Source organism: Pseudomonas sp. W2-17, assembly GCF_041060445.1.
GTDB lineage: Bacteria > Pseudomonadota > Gammaproteobacteria > Pseudomonadales > Pseudomonadaceae > Aquipseudomonas.
In genome coordinates, this window is sequence record NZ_JAUFNS010000010.1 from 154,151 (window position 1) to 174,694 (window position 20,544).

Here is a 20,544-nt window from a genome sequence, read left to right on the forward strand (position 1 = left end):
GGCGGCGCGCGGCTCAGGCATTACAGCTGACCCAGAATCGGCGTCGTAACACGCACGTCAGCGTTTTGCCCGCGGTGGCGCAGCAGGTGGTCAACCAGCACGATGGCCATCATCGCCTCGGCAATGGGCGTGGCGCGGATGCCGACGCAGGGGTCATGGCGGCCCTTGGTGATGACTTCGACGGAGTTGCCATCGACGTCGATCGAGTGCCCCGGCGTGGTAATGCTGGAGGTCGCTTTCAGGGCCAAATGCGCAACGATCGGCTGGCCGGACGAAATCCCGCCGAGGATGCCGCCGGCGTTGTTCGACAGAAAACCTTCGGGGCTCAGTTCGTCGCGATGCTCGGTGCCGCGCTGGGCCACGCAGGCAAAGCCGGCGCCGATCTCGACGCCCTTGACTGCGTTGATGCTCATCAACGCATGGGCCAGTTCGGCATCGAGACGGTCGAAAATCGGCTCGCCCAGGCCCGGCATTACCCCTTCGGCCACGACCGTGATTTTCGCGCCCACCGAGTCCTGATCGCGACGCAACTGGTCCATGTAGGCTTCCAGCTCCGGCACCTTGCTCGGGTCAGGGCTGAAGAAGGCGTTGTCTTCCACCGAATCCCAGGTCTTGAACGGGATTTCGATCGGGCCGAGCTGGCTCATGTAGCCGCGAACGGTAATGCCCTGGGTGGCGAGAAACTTCTTGGCGATGGCCCCGGCGGCGACGCGCATGGCGGTTTCCCGCGCAGAGCTGCGACCGCCGCCACGGTAGTCGCGGATGCCGTATTTATGGTGGTAGGTGTAATCGGCGTGGGCGGGGCGGAACAGGTCCTTGATCGCCGAGTAGTCTTTGGACTTCTGATCGGTGTTGCGAATCAGCAGGCCGATGGACGCACCGGTGGTCTTGCCTTCGAAGACGCCAGACAGAATTTCGACCTCGTCGGGCTCCTGACGCTGGGTGGTGTGGCGACTGGTCCCCGGCTTGCGGCGGTCGAGGTCACGCTGCAGGTCTTCCAGCGACAGCTCGATGCCCGGCGGGCAGCCGTCAACGATGGCAACCAGTGCCGGACCGTGGCTTTCGCCGGCAGTGGTGACAGTGAACAGCTTGCCGTAGGTATTGCCGGACATGCGGGAGGCTCCGAGGACGTTCAAAAACTCAAGCGCGCCAGTATACGCAGGCTTATGGCGCAGTTCATCCTCGAACCTTATTCATTTGCCCGCGTCCAATTGACACTTTATTGATGACGGTCCTGCAATGCTAAGCGCCTTACCCCTGATTCGCGGCTTCTGGCCGCTGCGAGCGATCATCTTGAGCCTGACCCTGCTGTCATCCATCGCCCACGCCGGAACGCCCGTCGTGCTGCAGCGCCCCATCAGCCTGGACACCGGCACCGGCGAGCTGTTCGGCACGCTGCTGCTGCCCAAGTCACCGAATCCGGTCCCGGTGGTGTTGATCATCGCCGGTTCAGGGCCGACCGACCGTGACGGCAACAACTCCGACGGCGGACGCAACGACAGCATGAAGCGTCTTGCCCTGATCCTCGCCAAGCACAACATTGCCAGCGTGCGTTATGACAAACGCGGCGTTGCGGCCAGTCGCCCCGCCACCCCGGACGAGCGCGATCTGAGCATCGAGAAGTACGTCGACGACGCCGTCGCCTGGGCCGCCAAACTCAAGACCGACGCGCGCCTGGGCCCTCTGATTCTGATGGGCCACAGTGAAGGCGCACTGGTCGCCACTCTGGCGGCAGAACGTGCGGGGGCCGTGGCGTTGATCTCCGTTGCCGGCACCGGTCGCCCGGTGGATCAAGTGGTCCGCGAGCAACTGCAGGATCGCCTCCCGCCTCCGCTGCTGGCGCGCAGTGAGCAACTGATCGAGGAGATCAAGGCCGGCAAGACTGACAACGACGTGCCTGAGCCCCTTCAGGTGGTGTTCCGCCCGAGCGTGCAGCCTTACCTGATTTCACTGTTCCGGCAGAACCCGACCGCAGCGTTCGGGCAACTGAAAATCCCGACATTGATCATTCAGGGCCGCAACGACATGCAGGTGGGCGTGGGCGACGCCGAGCTGCTGCACAAGGCCAAACCCGACTCGCAACTGGCGATCATCGACGGCATGAACCACGTGCTGCGCATCGTGCCGATGGACATCAAGCGGCAGTTGGCGTCCTACAAGGATCCGCAGTTGCCGTTGGCCAGCGAAGTCACCGATCGCATCCTGAAGTTTCTCGACTCGGTACCGGCCGCCTGAGGCCGGTGCTCTTCTCGTCGACGCGCGAGTCGACGCACGATCCCTTTAGCTTCGTCAGAAACGGCCGATAGCTGTCTGCTGGCATCGTGTGCCGGTGCCATGTGCCGGGCAAATGTCGATAACAGGATCGCCGTGATGACAGAAGCAACCATGCAAACCGACGCGGTCGAGCCGACCGAAGCCAAAGAAGGCGAAGTCGCCGCGCCTGTCTTGTGGGAAGAAGTGCATGCGGAGCACTTCTCGATGCTGCGTCTGGCGCCCCTGCCGACCGACCGCGCGACCGGCGCCCGCCCGCTGCGCTTCGTCGAGTTCGGCAAGGCCGAGCGCCACAACAAGGAATTCAGCCTGCTGCGCATGACCTATCAGTTGCCGGGGCAGAAGACCCGCAAAGAACAGAACTGCCTGGACATCTGGGTGGATCACGCCAATCGCAGCGTTCGCGTGGGCCCGGCGTCCGGCTTGCAGATCGATCCGTGGAACCGAGGGCTGGGCCGTTTCATGCTGGCCCAGGGCATCGCCTGGGCGCAGAAGCGATGCGCCGAGTACAAGATTGAAGGCGTCGCACTGGCGAATAAGGATGCGCTCAACGAGGACACGCGCCTGCGTCGCGATCACTTCCTCAAGACCCAGGGTTTCGAAGTCGTTTACGCCGATGCGCAGCACCTGAAAGGCACCATCAAGGACGCCAAGGTCGGCAACCTCAATAACACCTGGAACGCCGACAAAATCCAGATCGTGCAGATCCTCGACGCCGCGCAGATGTTGCAGCAGGCCGAGCAGAGGATTCAGGAACAGGACGTCACGATCAAAAAGTCCGAAGACAAGGTCAGCAAATACCGCCGGGACGACGCCGGCTTGCGCTTCACCATCGCCTGTCTGGTCACCTTCGCCGTGTTTCAGGCCGGCCTGCTGATCTGGATTGCGACGCACCGGTGATGCGGCGTTAACAGGGCAAAGGCCGGTGTGTTCGAAATCAGATTTAGGGTGTAACGACCGACGCCTTCCCGGCTGAAGCCGGTCCCACTGTTTGACCGCGTATCCATAGTGGGACCGGCTTTAGCCGGGAAGAGGCCGGTGTATTCGCCATCAGATTTGCGGTGTGACGTCCGACGCCTTTCCGGCTGAAGCCGGTCCCACTGTTTGACCGCGTATCCATAGTAGGACCGGCTTTAGCCGGGGACACGCCCGCCGATTGCCTGACTAGACCCGCGCTGCAAACAGATCCTGGTGATTGCGGCACTGCTCGGCTGTCAGCATGAACACGCCGTGGCCGCCACGCTCGAATTCCAGCCAGGCGAAATCCACTTCCGGGTACAGCGCTTCGACGTGAACCTGGCTGTTGCCGACTTCCACGATCAACAAGCCCTTCTCGTTCAGATGATTGGCGGCCTGCGCCAGCATGCGCCGCACCAGATTCAAGCCGTCTTCACCGCAGGCCAGCGCCAGCTCGGGTTCGTGCTGGTATTCGTCAGGCATGTCGGCGAAATCTTCGGCATCGACGTACGGCGGATTGGACACGATCAGGTCAAAACGCTGGCCCGGCAGGCCGTCGAAACCATCGCCCTGCACGGTGTACACGCGCTGGTCCACGCCATGGCGCTCGATGTTCTGATTCGCCACTTCCAGCGCCTCGAACGACAGGTCGGCCAACACCACCTCAGCGTCGGGGAACACGTCGGCGCAGGCGATGCCAATGCAGCCGGAGCCGGTGCAGAGGTCGAGGATGCGGGCCGGATCGCTGGCCAGCCAAGGGGCAAACCGCTGCTCGATCAGTTCACCGATGGGCGAGCGCGGAATCAGCACGCGCTCATCAACGATGAATGACATCCCGCAGAACCACGCTTCACCCAGCAGATACGCCGTGGGCACGCGCTCTTCGATGCGTCGCTTGATCAGGTGTTGCACCGCCACCAGCTCTTCGTCTTCAAGGTTGCAGTCCAGGTAACTGTCGGCAATTTCCCACGGCAGGTGCAGGGCGCCGAGCACCAGTTGGCGGGCTTCGTCCCACGCGTTGTCGGTGCCATGGCCGAAAAACAGGTCTTCCCCGTGGAAACGGCTGACAGCCCAACGGATATGATCGCGCAGGGTGCGCAGGCGGGAAGTGATCACGGCAGACTCCTTGAAAAAACGACGGGCGATTCTATCAGCCATCCACGCAACAAACGATCCCGCACCGGGCGCAGAGGCCTCGCGCAAAACTTTCCACAGTCTTTACCTCGTTTTGCAGGCACTATGACAGCAACCGCGACCTGCTCGACGGCTTGAAGCCCGGCAAAAAAGCGAGGTCTGTGAGCATGGCGATTCACAGAATCGCTCTGCCAGTGGACAATGTGGCAAAAGCCCCACTCGAAGGAGCCCCCCGATGTCTGTTTCAAACACTGGTCCCAAGACCATGTTTCAACTCAGTGGCCGTGAATACGCAGCGGCCACATTGAGTAATGCCACCCTGATCATCATCGATGCGCAGAAGGAATACCTCAGCGGCCCTCTCGCCCTGACCGGCGTTCAGGACGCCATCGACAACATTGTCAAACTGGTCGCCGCCGCGCGTGCAGCGAAGTCGCCGATCATTCACGTGCGTCATCTGGGCACCGTGGGCGGAATGTTCGATCCCCAGGGCGAGCGCGGGCAATTCGTGCCTGAACTGCAGCCGCAGGGTGACGAAATCATCATCGAGAAACGCCTGCCGAACGCGCTGAACGGGACCGTCTCCACCGATGACCGCACGACCCTGCACAGCCTGCTGGAAAGCCGCGGCCGGCTGGATCTGGTGGTGTGCGGTTTCATGAGCCATTCCAGCGTCAGCACTACCGTGCGCGCGGCCAAGGATTACGGGTTTCGCTGCACGCTGGTGGAAGACGCCTGCGCCACCCGCGATCTGCCGACCCCGAGCGGCGTCATCAAGGCCGAGCTGGTGCAGCAGGCGGAGATGGCAATCATGAACGACAACTTCGCCAAACTGGCGCTGACCAAAGACCTGATCTGAATCCTCCCTCGACAGGAGCTGTTGCGACCGAGCTGACTGCGCGTCCCCCTCACGCGGATCATTTTCCGGCAGTTCCTGAAGAAAAGGCGTACAAATGCAGTCGTCAGGCGGGGTTACCCCTGTTCACCTGACCGCCTATCCGTAATCGATTCGTAATGTCCCTGAAACCTGGCCAGGCGGGAACCACCCCCACGCTGTGCTGGTCAGAGCGCCGATACCCATAGAGGAAATCGGAATGAAAATATCCGATGGTTTTGATGCCCGTCGCCTGCGCCCCAAGGGCCAGGGCAGCTGGCGGATGCGCATTATTGCAGCGATTTCGGCCGTTCTGGCCACCGCCGGCGTGCTGCTGGCAATGGCCGGTGTCGCCAGCCTGATCGACCCCGTCGCACTGGGCGAACTCAACGCCAGTCCAGCGGGCGCTGCGGTCACAGTCATCGTCGGTTTGTTGATGCTGTATGTCGGCATCTGGTTCTGGCGCCGCAGTCGCCGCCGCCGCCGTCGTGCCGGCGAACTGAACATGTCTCCCCACCTGATGAAGAAGCACGACTGACCTTCGCGTCATCCGCTGCCGTTTAATCATCGAGAGCCCTAATCATCGATAGTCGCGCCGATTCCGGCGTGACGCGGTTAAACTGGCCCCCTTCGCGGAGACCACCATGCAAGACGACGATTTTTCCCTGTTCAGAAGTGAGATTCGCGGCGTAAAGCCCATCAAGACTGAACATGCGGACGTAGGAAAACCCAAAACCGACCGTAAGAACCTGGCCAAGCTGCGTCAGGCCGCCACCGTGCGCTCCGATGCGACGATTACGGTTGATGGTCTGTCAGACCAGTTCGTGATCGATGTCGGGCCTGAAGACGCGCTGTACTGGGCGCGGGACGGGGTGCAGGAAGGCCAGATGCGCAAGCTCAAGCTGGGGCAGATCAGCTTTGAAGGCAGCCTGGACCTGCATGGCATGAGCGTCGAAATGGCGCGCGAGACGATGTGGGAATTTCTCGCCGAAGCGGCCAAGCTGGAAGTGCGCTGCGTGCGGATTACCCACGGCAAGGCGGTGCGGCTGGATGGCAAGCGGCCGATGATCAAGAGCCACGTCAATACGTGGTTGCGTCAGCATCAGCAGGTATTGGGGTTTGCTTCCTGCATTGCCAAGCATGGCGGCGCAGGTGCGGTGTACGTGATCCTGAAGCGGACCATGATGGAAGGGCGTGACGAGTAAGGCAGGCGTTTGTTGTGTTTGAGATGCACTGATCGCCGTCATGGGGCCAGCACTGTCAGCGAGGGAGCCTCCGATAAGGGGCTCCCTCGTTTCATTGACCAATTAGCCGATCAACGCGGACCTGGACCACCGCCGCCTCCGCCACCACCAGGGCCGCCGCCTTCATAGTGACCGCCACCACCGCCACCACCGCCGTGGCCTCCCCCGCCCGGGCCCCAGAATGGCCAGCATCCGGACATGGCCGACATCACCGCGATGACCATCGCGACTTTCGCTATACGACTCAACATTTCGATTTCTCTCTTAAAACGGGCTTGATCACAGGTATTCATCACCTGCTCCTTCTGACAGCACGGGCCTGTGAATCCGCGTCGTGGTTTGGTACCGATCAGGTATCGAGCCTGATACGAACATTGCACCCAACAAAAAGGCCGCGAGGGATGGGTTCCCTTCGCGGCCTGTGCTTCATGCGTCAAATGATCAGTAAAAATCAGCGGCGGTAGTAACCCGGTCCAGGTCCAGGGCCGTAACCGCCCCGTCCGCCATCGTATGGGCCACCGTCGTAATAACGGTGTTCATGCCAGCCACCGCCGTGGCGGCCCCAACCCGGTCCGAAAAAACACCCCGAAACCGACGACGCCAGGGCAATCACCAGTGCGATTTTCGCGATTCGGCTAAACATCATAAGCACTCTCTTCATCCGGGCATCTGTCACCCGTTACTTCAGACATCAAGCCGACACATTCCGAAATACCCCCTCGGTAAAGGTTGGGTAAAGGTCAGCTGACACCGTCACGGCGGCGCCATGCCGCAGGCCTCTCGGCCGCCTGCCGTACCCCTGCGCGTCCAGCTACGCTACTATGTGCGCCTTTGCAGGCCCGCAACCCTGCGTTTTTTGAACCCACACGGAACACACCCCTGTGACTCTGGAACAGAACTACACCGCCATCCTCGGTCAACTCGGCGAAGACGTCTCCCGCGAAGGCCTGCGCGACACCCCTAAACGCGCAGCCAAAGCCATGCAGTACCTTTGCCGCGGCTATGAGCAAACCCTCGAAGAAGTCACCAACGGTGCGCTGTTCAGCTCCGACAACAGCGAAATGGTGGTGGTCAAGGACATCGAGCTGTATTCGCTCTGCGAACACCATTTGCTGCCCTTCATCGGCAAGGCCCACGTCGCCTATATCCCGAGCGGCAAAGTGCTGGGCCTGTCGAAGGTCGCGCGCATCGTCGACATGTACGCCCGTCGCCTGCAGATCCAGGAGAACCTCAGCCGCCAGATCGCCGAAGCCATTCAACAGGTCACCGGCGCGCTGGGTGTGGCAGTGGTCATCGAAGCCAAGCACATGTGCATGATGATGCGCGGTGTCGAGAAGCAGAATTCGTCGATGATCACCTCGGTAATGCTGGGTGAATTCCGCGAAAACGCCGCCACCCGTACCGAGTTTCTCAGCCTGATCAAGTGATCCCGGCGTCCTGAAAGCCGCAGCATCAGGCTGCGGCTGTCTGGCGGTTCGTGCCGCCGAGTGAGGTTTTAGCGTGTTGATGAAAGCAGTGAGAGTCGGCCTCGGCCAGCTCGTGATCGCGGGCGATTTCCTGACCCGGCCGAGCAAGAAGAAGCGTTCTCCCGAAGCCCAGGCTGCCGTCGATGCGTCGGCAAAAGCGCTGACGCTGTATCAGTTCCACGCGTGCCCGTTCTGCGTGAAAACCCGCCGGGCACTGCGCCGTTTGAATGTGCCTGTGGCCCTTCGTGACGCGAAGAACAACGAGCCGGATCGTCAGGCGCTGCTCAGCGGTGGCGGCCGGATCAAGGTGCCTTGCCTGCGGATCGAGGAAGAAGGCCAGACGGTGTGGATGTATGAATCGAAAGTGATCGTTGATTACCTGGAGAAACGCTTCTCAGCGGTTTGACGATGCTGCTTACATATCCGATGCATCAACGCCGCTCTAACGTGATCGGGGGTCGGCTCACCCTCTCAGCCATTTCCCAAAAACTGTGGGAGCGAGCTTGCTCGCGAAAGCGGCGTGCCTGCCGATGGAGATTCAGTGCGTTGAATGGCCTCTTCGCGAGCAAGCTCGCTCCCACGGGATCGGGGGTCGACTCAGTTCTCAGCCATTCCGCAAAACCTGTGGGATCCGGGGTCGACTCACCCTCTCAGCCATTCCGCAAAACCTGTGGGAGCGAGCTTGCTCGCGAAGGCGGCGTTTCAACCGCTGAAGATTTAGCGAATGTACCGCCATATTCGCGAGCAAGCTCGCTCCCACAGGAGTTGCGTTATCTGCGTGTCAACGTGGTATCAATGCCACAAAGCCACCCAAAAAAAGTGAGCAGTTACCTCGGGCAGCCTTCCTGTCGACACGCCGTATACGCCTTCAATTGCTCAACGCGCACTTTGGTCTGCGCTGACAGGCATTGCGCCTGCACCAGCGGCCACATGCTTCCGCCCTCCTCCCGCTTGCCGGCCTGGTACTGGCAATCGGCGTCGCGAAACGCGATCCACTTCTTCTGCGCATCCTGCAGCGCTTTTTTGCGTGCCGGGGTCTTCAGGTAGCCCATCTGCGCGTTGTATTGGGTGTTCAATTCAGCGTCCAGCGCCGCGTATTCCTGGCTCGCGCACTGGTTCATCGACGCCTGATTGGCGTCGCAGTCCTGAGCCTGGGCCGAGCAGCCGATGCCCAGCGCCATCAACATCCCGACTGCGATCATCCTGTACTGCATGTCTTATCTCCTGATAAGTGAACAACGCTGAAGTCAGTCCAGCATGCCGACATAACCCGGTTGCTGCTTGACCCGCGCAAGCCAGGCTTGAATCGCCGGGAACTGCGTCAGGTCGAAGCCGCCCTGATCGGCGACGTGGGTGTAGGCGTACAGCGCGATGTCAGCGATGGAGAAGTTGTCGCCCACCAGAAACGGCGTGCGCAGCAACTGCTGCTCCATGACTTTCAGTGCCTTGTTGCCGCGCCGGTGCAGAGAGTGGTATTCCTCCATCCGCTCCTCTGGCATCCCCAAGTAAAACTGAATGAAGCGCGCCACCGCCAGCGTCGGCTCGTGGCTGTATTGCTCGAAGAACTGCCATTGCAGCATTTGCGTGCGCAGGCGGGGCTCGGTCAGCAGGTAAGGCGTGCCTTCGGCGAGGAAGTTGAGAATCGCGTTGGACTCCCACAGGCAGGTGCCGTCTTCGAGCTCAAGGACCGGAATCTTGCCGTTGGGGTTCTTCGCCAGAAACGCTTCGGTTTCGGTCTCGCCCTTGAGGATGTCCACCGGCACCCACTCGTATTCCGCGCCGAGCAGGTTGAGCATCAGCTTGATCTTGTAGCAGTTGCCCGAGTTGTAATCGCCGTAAACCTTGTACATCAGCCCTCTCCCCTCAATCGTGTGCCGTCAGTCGTGCCGGTCGTGCGTGTGCGTAATGTATCAGGCCGCCTGTGAAAGCTGTGTGTGCCGAATGACGGCGGCCAATCGTTTCAAGCCTTCGTCCAGGCGCTCGGGGTCGATGTGACTGAAATTGAGCCGCAGGTAACCCGGGTTGGCGTCCGGGTCGGCGAAGAACGGCTCGCCCGGCATAAACGCGACATTCTGCGCCAGCGCGCTGTCGAGCAACCTGCGGGTGTCGAGCTTGTGCTTGAGCGTCAGCCAGAAAAACAGGCCGCCCTGGGGGCTGTTCCACTCGGCCAGATCAGCGAAGTGCCGCTGCAGCGCGGCTTCGAACGCATCGCGACGGGTGCGATAGAAGCTGCGCAACTCCAGCAGATGCTGCTCGTAATGCTCGCTGCCGATCCACTGCAACGCCTGCCATTGGCCCACGCGATTGGTGTGCAGATCCGCCGATTGCTTGAGCTTGAGCAGGTGCGGGAACAGGTCGGGCGTGGCGATCAGGTAGCCGACGCGCAAGCCCGGCATCAGGGTTTTCGACACCGTGCCGGTGTAGATCCAGCTGGCGTTTTTCAGGCGGCTGACGATGGGCCGGGCACTGCCGCCGTCAAACGTCAGCTCGCGGTAAGGCTCGTCTTCGATCAGGGTGACGCCAAACTCGTCGAGCAACGCCGCCACCGCATCCCGCGCAGCTTCGCTGTAACGCACCGCCGACGGGTTCTGGAATGTGGGAATCAGGTACGCGAACGACGGCGAGTGTTGCTCCAGTCGCTGACGCAGCGCTTCAATGTCCGGGCCTTCGGCGAGCAGCGGAACGGTCAGGCAGTCGGCGCCGAACAGCTGGAAAATCTGCAACGCCGCCAGATAGGTCGGCGCCTCGAGCAGGATCTCGGTGCCCTTGTCGATGTACAGCTTGGCGGCCAGGTCCAGCGTCTGCTGGGAACCGCTGACGATCATCACCTGACTCGCGTCGCAGTCGATGCCCAACGCCCGCGCCTGGGCGGCCAGCGCCTCACGCAGCTGCGGTTCGCCCTCGCTCATGCCGTACTGGCCGATGCTGCGCGGCATGTCAGACCACTCGCTCTTCGGCAGCATGGCCTCGGCCGGCAATCCGCCTGCGAACGACATCATCTCCGGGCGCTGGGCGGCGGCGAGGATTTCGCGAATCAGTGAACTCTTCAAACGGGTAACGCGTTCGGAAAATGGCATCGGATCACCGCTGGCGGAAAGAAAGGGGAATACGTCAAACTGGTTGACCGAAATTACGATGCCGCACACGGATACGTCAATATGCTTGACCTTAAAAATTCATCCACCCAGCAAATTGCCATGGAGGCGTTTTTCTTCGGCTACCAGGCGTTCACCGCCAAAGCCGATGAAATGCTCGACCGCCGGGGCCTGAGTCGGGTGCACCAGCGCATCGTGTTTTTCATCGCCCGCTATCCGGGCCTGAGCGTTAAGGAACTGCTCGGCAAGCTGGGGGTGAGCAAGCAGGCGCTGAACACGCCGCTGCGGCAGTTGATCGAGATGGAGCTGGTGCTCAGCGTCGCGCCAGAGGACGACAAACGTAAGCGCCTGCTGGAGCTGACCGCCGAGGGACGCAAATTTGAAGAGTCCCTGCGCCGCGAGCAGGTCAAGCTGCTGCAACGGGTGTTCGCCGAAGCCGGGCAAGACGCGGTGGATGGCTGGATGGCGGTGAATCAGGCGCTGGGCAACACGATGACCCGCGGCTGACCCGCCGGTTTGCAGACCACCCCCGACAACTGTGCCGACCATTGCGCCGATGGCTGTATTGCAACGGGGCATGACCACTGCGTATAGGCTGGCAGCTCTGTTCAACCGCTGCGCCAAGGATAGACCCGCATGACTGACGTGCCCCTCGCGCCATTGCGACCGCTGACCGACTCTTCGCCCTCCGCCATCGTCGCCGGCTTCATCGCCATGATGACCGGGGTCACCAGTTCACTGGTGCTGATGTTTCAGGCCGGCCAGGCCGCCGGGCTGACTTCGGCGCAGATTTCCTCATGGATCTGGGCGCTGTTCATGGGCATGGCGGTGTGCAGCATCGGCCTGTCGCTGCGCTATCGCTCGCCCATCACGGTGGCATGGTCGACGCCGGGTGCGGCGTTGCTGATCACCAGCCTGGGAGGCGTCGCTTACCCCGAAGCCATCGGCGCGTTCATCACGTGCGCAGTATTGGTGATCATTTGCGGGATCACCGGCAGCTTCGAACGGCTGGTCAAGCGCTTGCCGACGTCACTAGCGGCCGCACTGCTGGCCGGCATTCTGTTCAAGATCGGCAGCGAGATCTTCGTCGCTGCGCAACACCGTACCGGCCTGGTGCTGGGCATGTTCTTCACGTACCTGATCGTCAAACGCTATTCGCCGCGCTACGCCGTGTTGGTCACCTTGCTGGTTGGTGTCGCGCTGTCGGGCATGCTCGGCCTGCTGAACTTCAGCGGCTTCGCACTGGAAGTGGCGATGCCGGTGTGGACCACGCCGTCGTTCTCCATCGCTGCGACCGTCAGCATCGGCATTCCGCTGTTTGTCGTCGCCATGACTTCACAGAACATGCCGGGCGTTGCGGTGTTGCGCGCAGACGGTTATCAGGTCCCCGCCTCGCCCCTGATCACCGCCACCGGAATTATCTCGCTGATCACTGCGCCGTTCGGCGCCCACGGCATCAACCTCGCGGCCATCAGCGCCGCGATCTGCACCGGCCCCCATGCCCATGAAGACCGCGACAAGCGCTACACGGCGGCGATCTGGTGCGGGATTTTCTACGCCATCGCGGGGGTGTTCGGCGCGACGCTGGCGGCACTGTTCGCCGCGTTTCCCAGGGAACTGGTGCTGTCGATTGCCGCCCTGGCGCTGTTCGGTTCCATCATCAACGGCCTGACCGTGGCCATGAACGAGCCCAAGGAACGCGAAGCCGCGCTGATCACCTTCATGGTCACAGCGTCGGGGCTGACGCTGTTTTCCATCGGTTCGGCGTTCTGGGGGATCGTCGCGGGAGTGTTGACGCTGCTGATTCTCAACTATCGCAAATGAGCGCTCGCGGCATGCCACTCTTCTGTAGGAGCGCGCTTGCCCGCGATTCGCGGTGAGTCAGTCGACATCAATAGCAGCAGGCAGATTGCATTCGCGGGCAAGCGCGCGCTCGTCAAACATACCAACTCCGCCGATGTATCTGGCGACCTACGGATTGTGGGAGCGAGCTTGCTCGCGAAGAGGCCGGGATATCCGCTGAGTCTTCAGTGGCTGAAATGCCGTCTTCGCGAGCAAGCTCGCTCCCACAGGAATTGTGTTTGTTGCGCCACAGCGCGGCTGTCTGGACGATGGGGATCATCTGCAGGTTGCACGTTGGACACCGGGTTCGGGGGTGGACCTCAGCGACGACTGAACTGCAAAGGCGCGGGATCATGCTCCGGCCAAGCAGCGGAGCATGGCTTGCAAGCCCGACTCATAATTTGAAATGCCCGACCATGCCTTTCAGTTCCATGCCCAGCGACGCCAGTTCGATGCTTGACGCCGCGTTGCCCTGCATCGCCAGCGCGGACTGATCGGCGCTGGCGCGGATGCTGGTGACGCTGCGGTTGATCTCTTCCGCCACCGAACTCTGCTCTTCCGCCGCAGCGGCAATCTGCTGGTTCATCTGTTGAATCATCGACACGGCCGCGGCAATGCTGCCCAGCGCGCTTTCGGTCTGCAGCGCATCACTCACCGCCAGTTTGACCAGCTCGCCGCTGCTGCGGATTTGCACCACCGACGCCTGGGCACCGCTTTGCAGACGACTGACCAACCGCTCGATTTCTTCCGTGGACTGTTGCGTGCGCTTGGCCAGCGCGCGGACTTCATCGGCCACCACCGCAAACCCTCTGCCCTGCTCCCCCGCCCGCGCCGCTTCGATGGCCGCGTTCAGTGCCAGCAGGTTGGTCTGCTCGGCGACGCTTTTGATCACGCCAAGCACTGTGCCGATGTTCTGGATTTCCGCGCTGAGGTTCTCGATCGAATCGCTGGCGGAACGGGACGACGACGCCAACTGCTCGATCCGCTGCATGCTCTGGCGCACCACGGCCTGGCCCGAATCGACCTTGGTGTCGGCAGTCTGCGCCGCGAGCGCGGCTTCTTCGGCGTTGCGTGCAACGTCGTGAACGGTGGCGGTCATCTGGTTCATCGCCGTCGCCACCTGCTCGGTTTCTTCCTTCTGGCTGCTGACTTCCAGATTGGTCTGCTCGGTCACGGCCGACAGGGAATGGGCGGACGTCGCCAACTGCTCGATACCCGCCTGCAGCCCGCTGACGATGGTGCTCAAGCCTGCGCCCATCTGCTGCATCGCTTGCATCAACTGGCCGATTTCGTCCTTGCGGGTGACATTCACGGTGCGGCTCAGGTCGCCGGCCGCAATCCGCTGAGCCGTGGCAATCACGCTGCGCAACGGCGCGACGATCAGGCGCGTGATCACCAGCGCCGCGATCAGCCCGACCACCAGCGCCAGCACGGAAGAACCGATGATCATCATCGAGTTGGCCTGCAGCTCGCTCTGCATCGACTGGCCTTCGGCGTCATAAGCCTGGTTGACCTGCTGCACGACGATTTTGGCGTTGCTCGCCAGTTGTTGCGAGACCTTCGCTTCCGATTCCAGCAGCCCGGTGTATTCGTTGAGTTTGTCGCTGAAGTTGCTGATGTGCCCGCCCACCTCGGTCAGCACCGTGAGGTAGCCGGCGTCCTTGATCACACCCTTGAGCTGCTCGGCCAGTTCCTGCGCCTGAACCGCCTGCTCGATTTTGCCGGTCTTAACCTCCTCGCCCGAGCCCGTCTTGCGGCTCTTGTCGAGGCGCACCCGGGCCTCGTCCATGGCCTGCATCATCAGTTTGGACACCTGGCTGACCTGACCGGCCTGCTCGATGAACTCCGCGCCCTGCTGGCCCTGGGAATCCTTCAGCGTGTAGGCGCCATCATCGGCCAGCCCCGCCTGCAACACGTCAAGGTTATTGGCGACGCTGGACACCGACCAACTGGCCATTTCCAGCGCCAGATCCTTGCTCTGGCTGATGCTGACGAATTCATCGAAGGAGGCGCGGTAGGCCGCCAGCGCCTGCTGCACCTGGCCCATCACCTGCTCGTTGATCGGCGCGCCGGCCTTGAGCTGCTCCGCCTGGGCATTCAGGCCGTCGAGCCCGGCGTGAACCTGATCGACCACCTTCGGATCGCCGTGCAAGGCGTAATCCTGCTCCAGCAGCCGCACACGATTCACATCGCTATTGAGTGCGGTCATCGCCTTGAGACTGCCGAAATGCGAACTGATCGAGCGCAGCGACCAGACCCCGATGGCCGCGACCAGCGCTGTCAACAGCAGCACCAGCACGAACCCGATGCCCAGCTTCTTGGCCATCCCCAGATTGGCGAAACGCGTCTTCACGGCCGACATCATCAGTTTCCGCTCCACAGCTTGAGGGCGCGCATGGCAAGGCCATCCGCGCGAGGCCAATCAATATCCGTGAAGATTCGCAATGCCCACGGGGCAAAACAAGGTCTTGACGTCAGAATGATGGCAAATAGCTAGAGCGAGGTCGCTTACAGAACGGTGATCGTCGTACTAGCGCGTGGCCGGGGCCACGGTCAGCGTGCCCGCCTCGGTATCCAGCACCGCACGACTGCCCAACGCCACCGCCAGATTGCGGTCGCCGTGCCCGATGGACAGACCGCCCAAGACCGGAATGCCCAGATCTCCCAGGCGCTCGATCAAGACATCGGGCGGCCGGATCGGGTTATTGCCGTGACCCGGCTCGCTGAACTGACCCAACGCGATACCCCCGAGCCGTTGGAGAATCCCGCAATTGAGCAGGTGCGTGAGATTGCGATCAACCCGATACGCCAGCTCGCCGACGTCTTCGAGCAGCAGGATCGCGCCTTCCAGATCCGGCATGAACGGCGTGCCGATGCAGGTGCTCAGCATGCTCAGATTGCCGCCCAGCAAGACGCCCTCCACCGTCCCCGACGTACGCACGGTGAAGGTGGGTTCTGCCGGGTTTGCATGAACGATGGAAGGCTCGGTGCTCATCAATGCCTGCTTGAGAGTGCTGGCGAAGATGCCGCCTCGTTCCAGCTGCGCTGCTATCGGGCCGTGAACGGTGGCCAGGCCCGTGTGGGTCCAGAGCGCGGCGTGCAAGGCGGTAATGTCTGAGAAGCCGACGACCAGTTTTGGGTCGCGGAGTACGGCGTCGTAGTCGAGTTGCCCGAGGATGCGTTGCACGCCGTAGCCGCCCCTATTGCAAAGCACAGCGCGGATTTCAGGGTCGGCCAGGGCGTCGTTTAGGTCGGAAATGCGATCGGCGTCGGTGCCTGCGAGGAAGCCGATGTTGTCCAGTGCGTGGGGGTAGACGCGGGGGCGTAATCCCCAGGATGTTAGCTCCCGCACGGCTGCTTCCACCCGGGCTTCGGCGACTGGGCCGGCTGGGGATACCAGCGCTACGGCGTCGCCAGCGCGGAGGGGTTGGGGGTGGAGGGTTGGGCGGGAGGCAGGCATTTGGAGGCTCGGCGGGTGTTTGGTGATGGGTGCAATGTAGAGCAGTGGGGGGAGTGAATCCAGTGGGGGGTGTTGATGTGGTTTGTAGGAGCGGCTGGAGACATGATCGCGAATCGGTCAGCATGCTGGAACGAAGGATGATAGATCGAGCCTATCGCGGGGCATTTTAAAGATTGCGGCACGCAGTGTTGTTGCTGGTTTGTCGGTGGAGGATCAACGCCCTAGATATGCGCTTGCCCGACAGTCAGCGAGTGGACAACAGCGCTTTTTAGCAGCCGCTTATTGGCGTGACCTTTGCAAGATCATATGTGAATGGCAGCTATGGCTTTAAAGCTGCCTCTCACGAGACGCGGCCAATGGCCAGAAGCAGCCGAAATGCGCGACGGTCGACAATTGAGTGGGGAAAAAAGAAGAAAATCGAGCTCCCCTCACTTTCCTTGAAGGCCTTAAGCTGTAAGGAAAGTGAAGGAGTCAGGACCGGAGAACTCACGAGGATTCAACGAGGCAAGGCTTTCGTGCATAGAACAACCTAGCCATGATGCTGGTGTGTGCGACCGCAAACGGTCTTCGATGTGCGTGATGCATCATGATCAATATACTTCTTGACTAACCTTCGCGTCTAGCTCTTTGGAAAAATCGAAATCCCCCCATTTAGTGAACCAATATTCAGTATATTTTTGAAGTCTTAGAAGGTTGTTTGCTGGCAGGCCATACATTTGCAGAATTTCTATTTTAGAACTGTTATTGACGAAAGGGCATACTATAAGATCTAAGGCTAAATGCACCATTTCCGAATCTCCGACTAGAGAGTCTTGCTTTAATCTGAACTTCTCTAACACATGCTTCTCCAAAGCACGTCTTAGCAACGAATACCGAGATTTGTTTTCTATATAAAAAATCAGAGTAACTATTGAGAAATAATTCAAACTGGACTTCGTCACATATTCGCCATTTAATAACTCAAAACCAAAGCTGTATCCGAGCACCTTTTCATCTACGCGATAATTTCTGCCTAATTGGCGCATCAAAACCAAAAGATACATGACTTCGATCTTGGCGCTCTTTCCGTCTGAGTTATGATCCATAACGCTTCGACACCTCTCATAAATCACTTGCGAGATTAGCCCTCCATAATCCAAGCCTATTGGCTCATCTTTGTAAAAAGAAAGAACACGCTGGCATATGCGACAAAGCTTAATGGTGGTGTTTACCTTCGGCGATACCGCATAGATAAAAAATACAAACCCAAGTAGTGCTTCCATGGATTTCGAGAAGCTCTTATCTCCCCCCCTGATATTCTCTATTTTTTTGTAAGAGTCAATCAAAGAGCCTACCTTGCGCTCAATAACGGAAAGTGAGTAATTTAAGATTTCTCCATAGTTGACTCCGGAGATTGCTAGAATCGACTTGAAATCAGTAATTAGCGAAGATCTACCAATATAAAGGTTTCCTCTTGGCAAGGTCTCTCCGTCTTTAATCGACGAAGCGATGTCGTAAGCAAGAGCACGATCAAAAAGATCGGATATACGTTTTTTTGCGATAGAAATCGGCGTGATTATGGGGCGCGCTAACGTCTCCTCCTTCCCTTTATTTAGTGATAACTTATATAGCTTAAGGCTTTCCTGCAGTGTCATTTTTATTTGATGACATACTTCATCATGATTGTAAAATACAAAATAATCATCTACATACCGATAAATTTTGAAGTCTGAACCATGGATATATCCCTTCTCGAGCAGCTTTTGCGCGATCTCAACGTCGACTGCCTGGAGAATTATTTCAGCGAAAATTCTTGATATCTCAGGGCCGATCAATATCCCATTAGTTTCGTTATGATTCAACTTTTGCATTAACGAATCAAACTTGCCTGCAAACGACCCTAAGATACTCTTCAAGTTTTGCTTTGCAAAATCTTTCCCATATATAGCCCATGCAAGCGAGTGGGTATATATGTTATCAAAACATCCTGAGACGTCGAACTTAGTTAGGTATCTAAAATCACGCTCACTACGGAGGTGCTCCCTCGACTCGTAGAACTTGAATACATTACTGAATCGCTCGTACACAAAAAAGGATTTTAAGTTCTCGTAATTCTCCCCATCGACTTCTACCAGTGTGTCGGACTTATCATGTCGTTCGATTTGCGAGCGAAAATCAATAAATGTACACCCGGCTATCCGTCGTGGTGAACGCAGGCTGAACTCACTTCGACCGGTATAATAAATCATCAGGTCTTTGAATTGGTCGTAAAAATCAACCACTAATAACTGTCCTTTTGGATGCATTAGTTACAGCTGACGTAACTGATCTTGCTTATGAGTAGTGGAAAATATGAACGGAACAGTGTGAGCGGAATCTGATTTATCCAGGTCTATTGTGCAGACATTTCTGCCATCATGGGTAGCATGCCGCACAGGCTTGCCAGGTTGAACTCCGAGCACCATCTTTACAAGATCATCTAAAACTCCATCTTTACGACCCCATGTAATTTGATTTCCGGAACACTTAATGGAGTGGTCACATAAAAACCTGTAAAAATACCTATTTGAGAAGACAATAGGAACCTCGTAAGGAAGCACATCAGACAGAACAACTCGCTCGACTGGGAAATTTATGGAAAGAGCTTTTTTCCTAGACATGCTTCCAACCTCGCGAAAGTTCTGAAAGCTGCTTTGAGTCAAAATTTCTGAATAATTTTTCTTTGAATCCTTTTTCAAAGGATAGCTTAGACAGCTTTCTCACTAATGAAGGATTAGCAATGCTTTTAAGCTTGTTTTTAAAGAAGCTATCCAGCCCCGATAGCTGACTGGTATCAGTTATGTATTTATTGCTAAAATATACACCTATGAATGCATTACTTTTTTTATTGAAGAGACGCATGTTTCCAGTTAAAAAAAGGCACCTCAACATCAATTCTTCTTCTGACTTTTTTGGAATAAACCGAGAATTTGACGCATAATCTGAGAAAGCCTTGTCGATGCGTGATTTGTACTTGTCGAATTTCCTTTGACTTAGTCGCACTCCTGAAGTACTGCTGGATACGTCAAATGCATATCCAAGGTAATCAAACTTTCCTTTGAACACTTCTAACAAGTCAATAGATTTAGTTTTATCATTAAATCTTAGACCTTTCTCATGCAATATCTCGCCAAGCGTGGTTAGATATTTTTCTGCAAGCTCTTTTCGCTGGGGGGCATACATGAGCACCATATCGTCAACGTATCTGGCATAATAAAATAGATCATCTTGCCGCCTAATTTCAGCATCAATGCTCGACAGATATATTTCAGAGAGATACGCACTAATGCCTATACCGCGTGGCAACCCGTTTTTGTCGCCAGAGACCACGACATAATCCTTCATAAGTCTTGTTAAAATTCGTTTAATTAGAACCGAGAGCTCTGGAGCCTGATGAATACCATCTAGCAACTCCTTATGCCTAACGGATTCATAAAACGACTCTACATCCGATCTTATTATATATTTAGGCACACCATCTAAAGCTAGTGACTTTATTTGACTCACTAATATATCACGTGACGGCATACGAAGCTCGTACAAAACCTTCATTGCTCTCTGAACAAATCGAACTGCCAGAATTTGATCTAAACTATTCCCGACTCCGTAAACTCTCTTCCCTCCAACCATAACCGGCAAGAGAGAAACTTTTAGCCTGAACTCTTTACCACCGATAATCTTTGAAATGCTTTCGAGTTCAGATTCAATCAAACGCGCATGATGAACTTTGCGCTTATCTATCACCATAGTCAGGCGTGACAGACGCACATCATAGAATGCGGTAGTGATTTTTCCAGTGCGGAATCTATATCGCGAAAATGACCGGAGCTTATATAAATTATAGAGTTTGACTCTTATACTATAGGCAGCAGGAATATAGCGCTGCTCAAGGTCTCCGCCCTTTTCCCGATCGACGCCGAGCAATTCATTAAGATTATTTATCGAAAACGACTGATCCATAGTTAAAAAGAACCTTCCATATTTATACTTGCTGGATGTCTATCCGATAAGGTCAGAAAGCGACTCTATACATCTTCTCGGGGCCTACAGTACGGCTCCGCTACAGATTTGGCTAGCTTGCGCCTGTTTCGGATGTACGCCCTCGGATGCAAAATGTTTAATGAATCGCGTAATGGGCCGCAAGCGGGCGACAGTTCGATGGACAGGGTGACCGGAAGGGAAA

General features: G+C 57.9%; 20 protein-coding genes. 9 read left to right on the forward strand and 11 right to left on the reverse strand.

What is annotated here, in order from left to right:
- Nucleotides 1-20: 20 nt before the first annotated feature.
- Nucleotides 21-1,112 (reverse strand): chorismate synthase, encoded by a 1,092-nt coding sequence (aroC, locus tag QWI20_RS14790; RefSeq protein WP_369306125.1) that lies wholly within the window; start codon nucleotides 1,110-1,112, stop codon nucleotides 21-23.
- 127 nt (nucleotides 1,113-1,239) lie between these two features.
- Here aroC and QWI20_RS14795 point away from each other — a divergent pair, with 127 nt between their 5' ends.
- Nucleotides 1,240-2,235, forward strand: coding sequence for an alpha/beta hydrolase (locus QWI20_RS14795; RefSeq protein ID WP_369306126.1), 996 nt, complete (start codon nucleotides 1,240-1,242; stop codon nucleotides 2,233-2,235).
- A 135-nt stretch (nucleotides 2,236-2,370) separates the two neighbouring features.
- On the forward strand, nucleotides 2,371-3,171 hold the full coding sequence (locus QWI20_RS14800) for a hypothetical protein (RefSeq protein ID WP_369306127.1): 801 nt from the start codon (nucleotides 2,371-2,373) through the stop codon (nucleotides 3,169-3,171).
- A gap of 264 nt (nucleotides 3,172-3,435) precedes the next feature.
- Here QWI20_RS14800 and prmB read toward each other — a convergent pair whose 3' ends face one another.
- Complete coding sequence (prmB, locus tag QWI20_RS14805; protein WP_369306128.1) at nucleotides 3,436-4,344, reverse strand: 50S ribosomal protein L3 N(5)-glutamine methyltransferase; 909 nt, start codon at nucleotides 4,342-4,344, stop codon at nucleotides 3,436-3,438.
- 253 nt (nucleotides 4,345-4,597) lie between these two features.
- On the opposite strand from prmB, the gene QWI20_RS14810 reads away from it, so the two are divergent.
- The 3 genes from QWI20_RS14810 to QWI20_RS14820 all read left to right on the forward strand — a co-directional run bounded on the left by QWI20_RS14810 (nucleotide 4,598) and on the right by QWI20_RS14820 (nucleotide 6,441).
- Nucleotides 4,598-5,221, forward strand: coding sequence for a cysteine hydrolase family protein (locus tag QWI20_RS14810; RefSeq protein WP_282373320.1), 624 nt, complete (start codon nucleotides 4,598-4,600; stop codon nucleotides 5,219-5,221).
- A 235-nt stretch (nucleotides 5,222-5,456) separates the two neighbouring features.
- Nucleotides 5,457-5,774, forward strand: a complete 318-nt coding sequence (locus tag QWI20_RS14815; RefSeq protein WP_369306129.1) for a hypothetical protein — start codon at nucleotides 5,457-5,459, stop codon at nucleotides 5,772-5,774.
- A gap of 106 nt (nucleotides 5,775-5,880) precedes the next feature.
- Entirely contained in the window at nucleotides 5,881-6,441 is a 561-nt protein-coding gene (locus QWI20_RS14820; protein ID WP_369306130.1) for a Smr/MutS family protein, read from the forward strand.
- Nucleotides 6,442-6,551: 110 nt separating this feature from the next.
- On the opposite strand, the gene QWI20_RS14825 is transcribed toward QWI20_RS14820, so the two are convergent.
- Complete coding sequence (locus tag QWI20_RS14825) at nucleotides 6,552-6,731, reverse strand: hypothetical protein (protein ID WP_369306131.1); 180 nt, start codon at nucleotides 6,729-6,731, stop codon at nucleotides 6,552-6,554.
- Nucleotides 6,732-6,931: 200 nt separating this feature from the next.
- Nucleotides 6,932-7,126, reverse strand: coding sequence for a hypothetical protein (locus tag QWI20_RS14830; RefSeq protein WP_369306132.1), 195 nt, complete (start codon nucleotides 7,124-7,126; stop codon nucleotides 6,932-6,934).
- Between the two features lie 235 nt (nucleotides 7,127-7,361).
- On the opposite strand from QWI20_RS14830, the gene folE reads away from it, so the two are divergent.
- Both folE and QWI20_RS14840 read left to right on the forward strand, forming a co-directional pair.
- Nucleotides 7,362-7,907: a GTP cyclohydrolase I FolE gene (folE, locus tag QWI20_RS14835; RefSeq protein ID WP_065989346.1), complete on the forward strand. Its 546-nt coding sequence runs from the start codon at nucleotides 7,362-7,364 to the stop codon at nucleotides 7,905-7,907.
- Nucleotides 7,908-7,986: 79 nt separating this feature from the next.
- A complete protein-coding gene (locus QWI20_RS14840) occupies nucleotides 7,987-8,352 on the forward strand; it encodes a glutathione S-transferase N-terminal domain-containing protein (RefSeq protein ID WP_282373082.1) in 366 nt (121 codons plus the stop codon).
- Nucleotides 8,353-8,773: 421 nt separating this feature from the next.
- Here the strand turns inward: QWI20_RS14840 and QWI20_RS14845 are convergent, their stop codons facing one another.
- The 3 genes from QWI20_RS14845 to QWI20_RS14855 are packed head-to-tail and all read right to left on the reverse strand — an operon-like array spanning nucleotide 8,774 to nucleotide 11,023.
- A complete protein-coding gene (locus tag QWI20_RS14845; RefSeq protein WP_369306133.1) occupies nucleotides 8,774-9,160 on the reverse strand; it encodes a lysozyme inhibitor LprI family protein in 387 nt (128 codons plus the stop codon).
- Nucleotides 9,161-9,193: 33 nt separating this feature from the next.
- A complete protein-coding gene (locus QWI20_RS14850; protein WP_369306134.1) occupies nucleotides 9,194-9,796 on the reverse strand; it encodes a glutathione S-transferase family protein in 603 nt (200 codons plus the stop codon).
- Between the two features lie 60 nt (nucleotides 9,797-9,856).
- Entirely contained in the window at nucleotides 9,857-11,023 is a 1,167-nt protein-coding gene (locus QWI20_RS14855) for a PLP-dependent aminotransferase family protein (protein WP_369306135.1), read from the reverse strand.
- Nucleotides 11,024-11,104: 81 nt separating this feature from the next.
- On the opposite strand from QWI20_RS14855, the gene QWI20_RS14860 reads away from it, so the two are divergent.
- Nucleotides 11,105-11,548, forward strand: a complete 444-nt coding sequence (locus QWI20_RS14860) for a MarR family transcriptional regulator (protein ID WP_192175054.1) — start codon at nucleotides 11,105-11,107, stop codon at nucleotides 11,546-11,548.
- Nucleotides 11,549-11,677: 129 nt separating this feature from the next.
- On the forward strand, nucleotides 11,678-12,865 hold the full coding sequence (locus tag QWI20_RS14865) for a benzoate/H(+) symporter BenE family transporter (protein ID WP_369306136.1): 1,188 nt from the start codon (nucleotides 11,678-11,680) through the stop codon (nucleotides 12,863-12,865).
- 412 nt (nucleotides 12,866-13,277) lie between these two features.
- On the opposite strand, the gene QWI20_RS14870 is transcribed toward QWI20_RS14865, so the two are convergent.
- The 4 genes from QWI20_RS14870 to drt3a form a co-directional block, all read right to left on the reverse strand.
- Nucleotides 13,278-15,248 carry a methyl-accepting chemotaxis protein gene (locus QWI20_RS14870; protein ID WP_369306137.1) on the reverse strand — a complete coding sequence of 657 codons (1,971 nt, stop codon included), beginning with the start codon at nucleotides 15,246-15,248 and terminating at the stop codon, nucleotides 13,278-13,280.
- A gap of 165 nt (nucleotides 15,249-15,413) precedes the next feature.
- Nucleotides 15,414-16,343: an LD-carboxypeptidase gene (locus tag QWI20_RS14875; protein WP_369306138.1), complete on the reverse strand. Its 930-nt coding sequence runs from the start codon at nucleotides 16,341-16,343 to the stop codon at nucleotides 15,414-15,416.
- A gap of 590 nt (nucleotides 16,344-16,933) precedes the next feature.
- Nucleotides 16,934-18,628, reverse strand: coding sequence for an antiviral reverse transcriptase Drt3b (drt3b, locus tag QWI20_RS14880; RefSeq protein WP_369306139.1), 1,695 nt, complete (start codon nucleotides 18,626-18,628; stop codon nucleotides 16,934-16,936).
- A gap of 346 nt (nucleotides 18,629-18,974) precedes the next feature.
- On the reverse strand, nucleotides 18,975-20,321 hold the full coding sequence (gene drt3a / locus QWI20_RS14885) for an antiviral reverse transcriptase Drt3a (RefSeq protein ID WP_369306140.1): 1,347 nt from the start codon (nucleotides 20,319-20,321) through the stop codon (nucleotides 18,975-18,977).
- Between the last annotated feature and the right edge of the window lie 223 nt (nucleotides 20,322-20,544).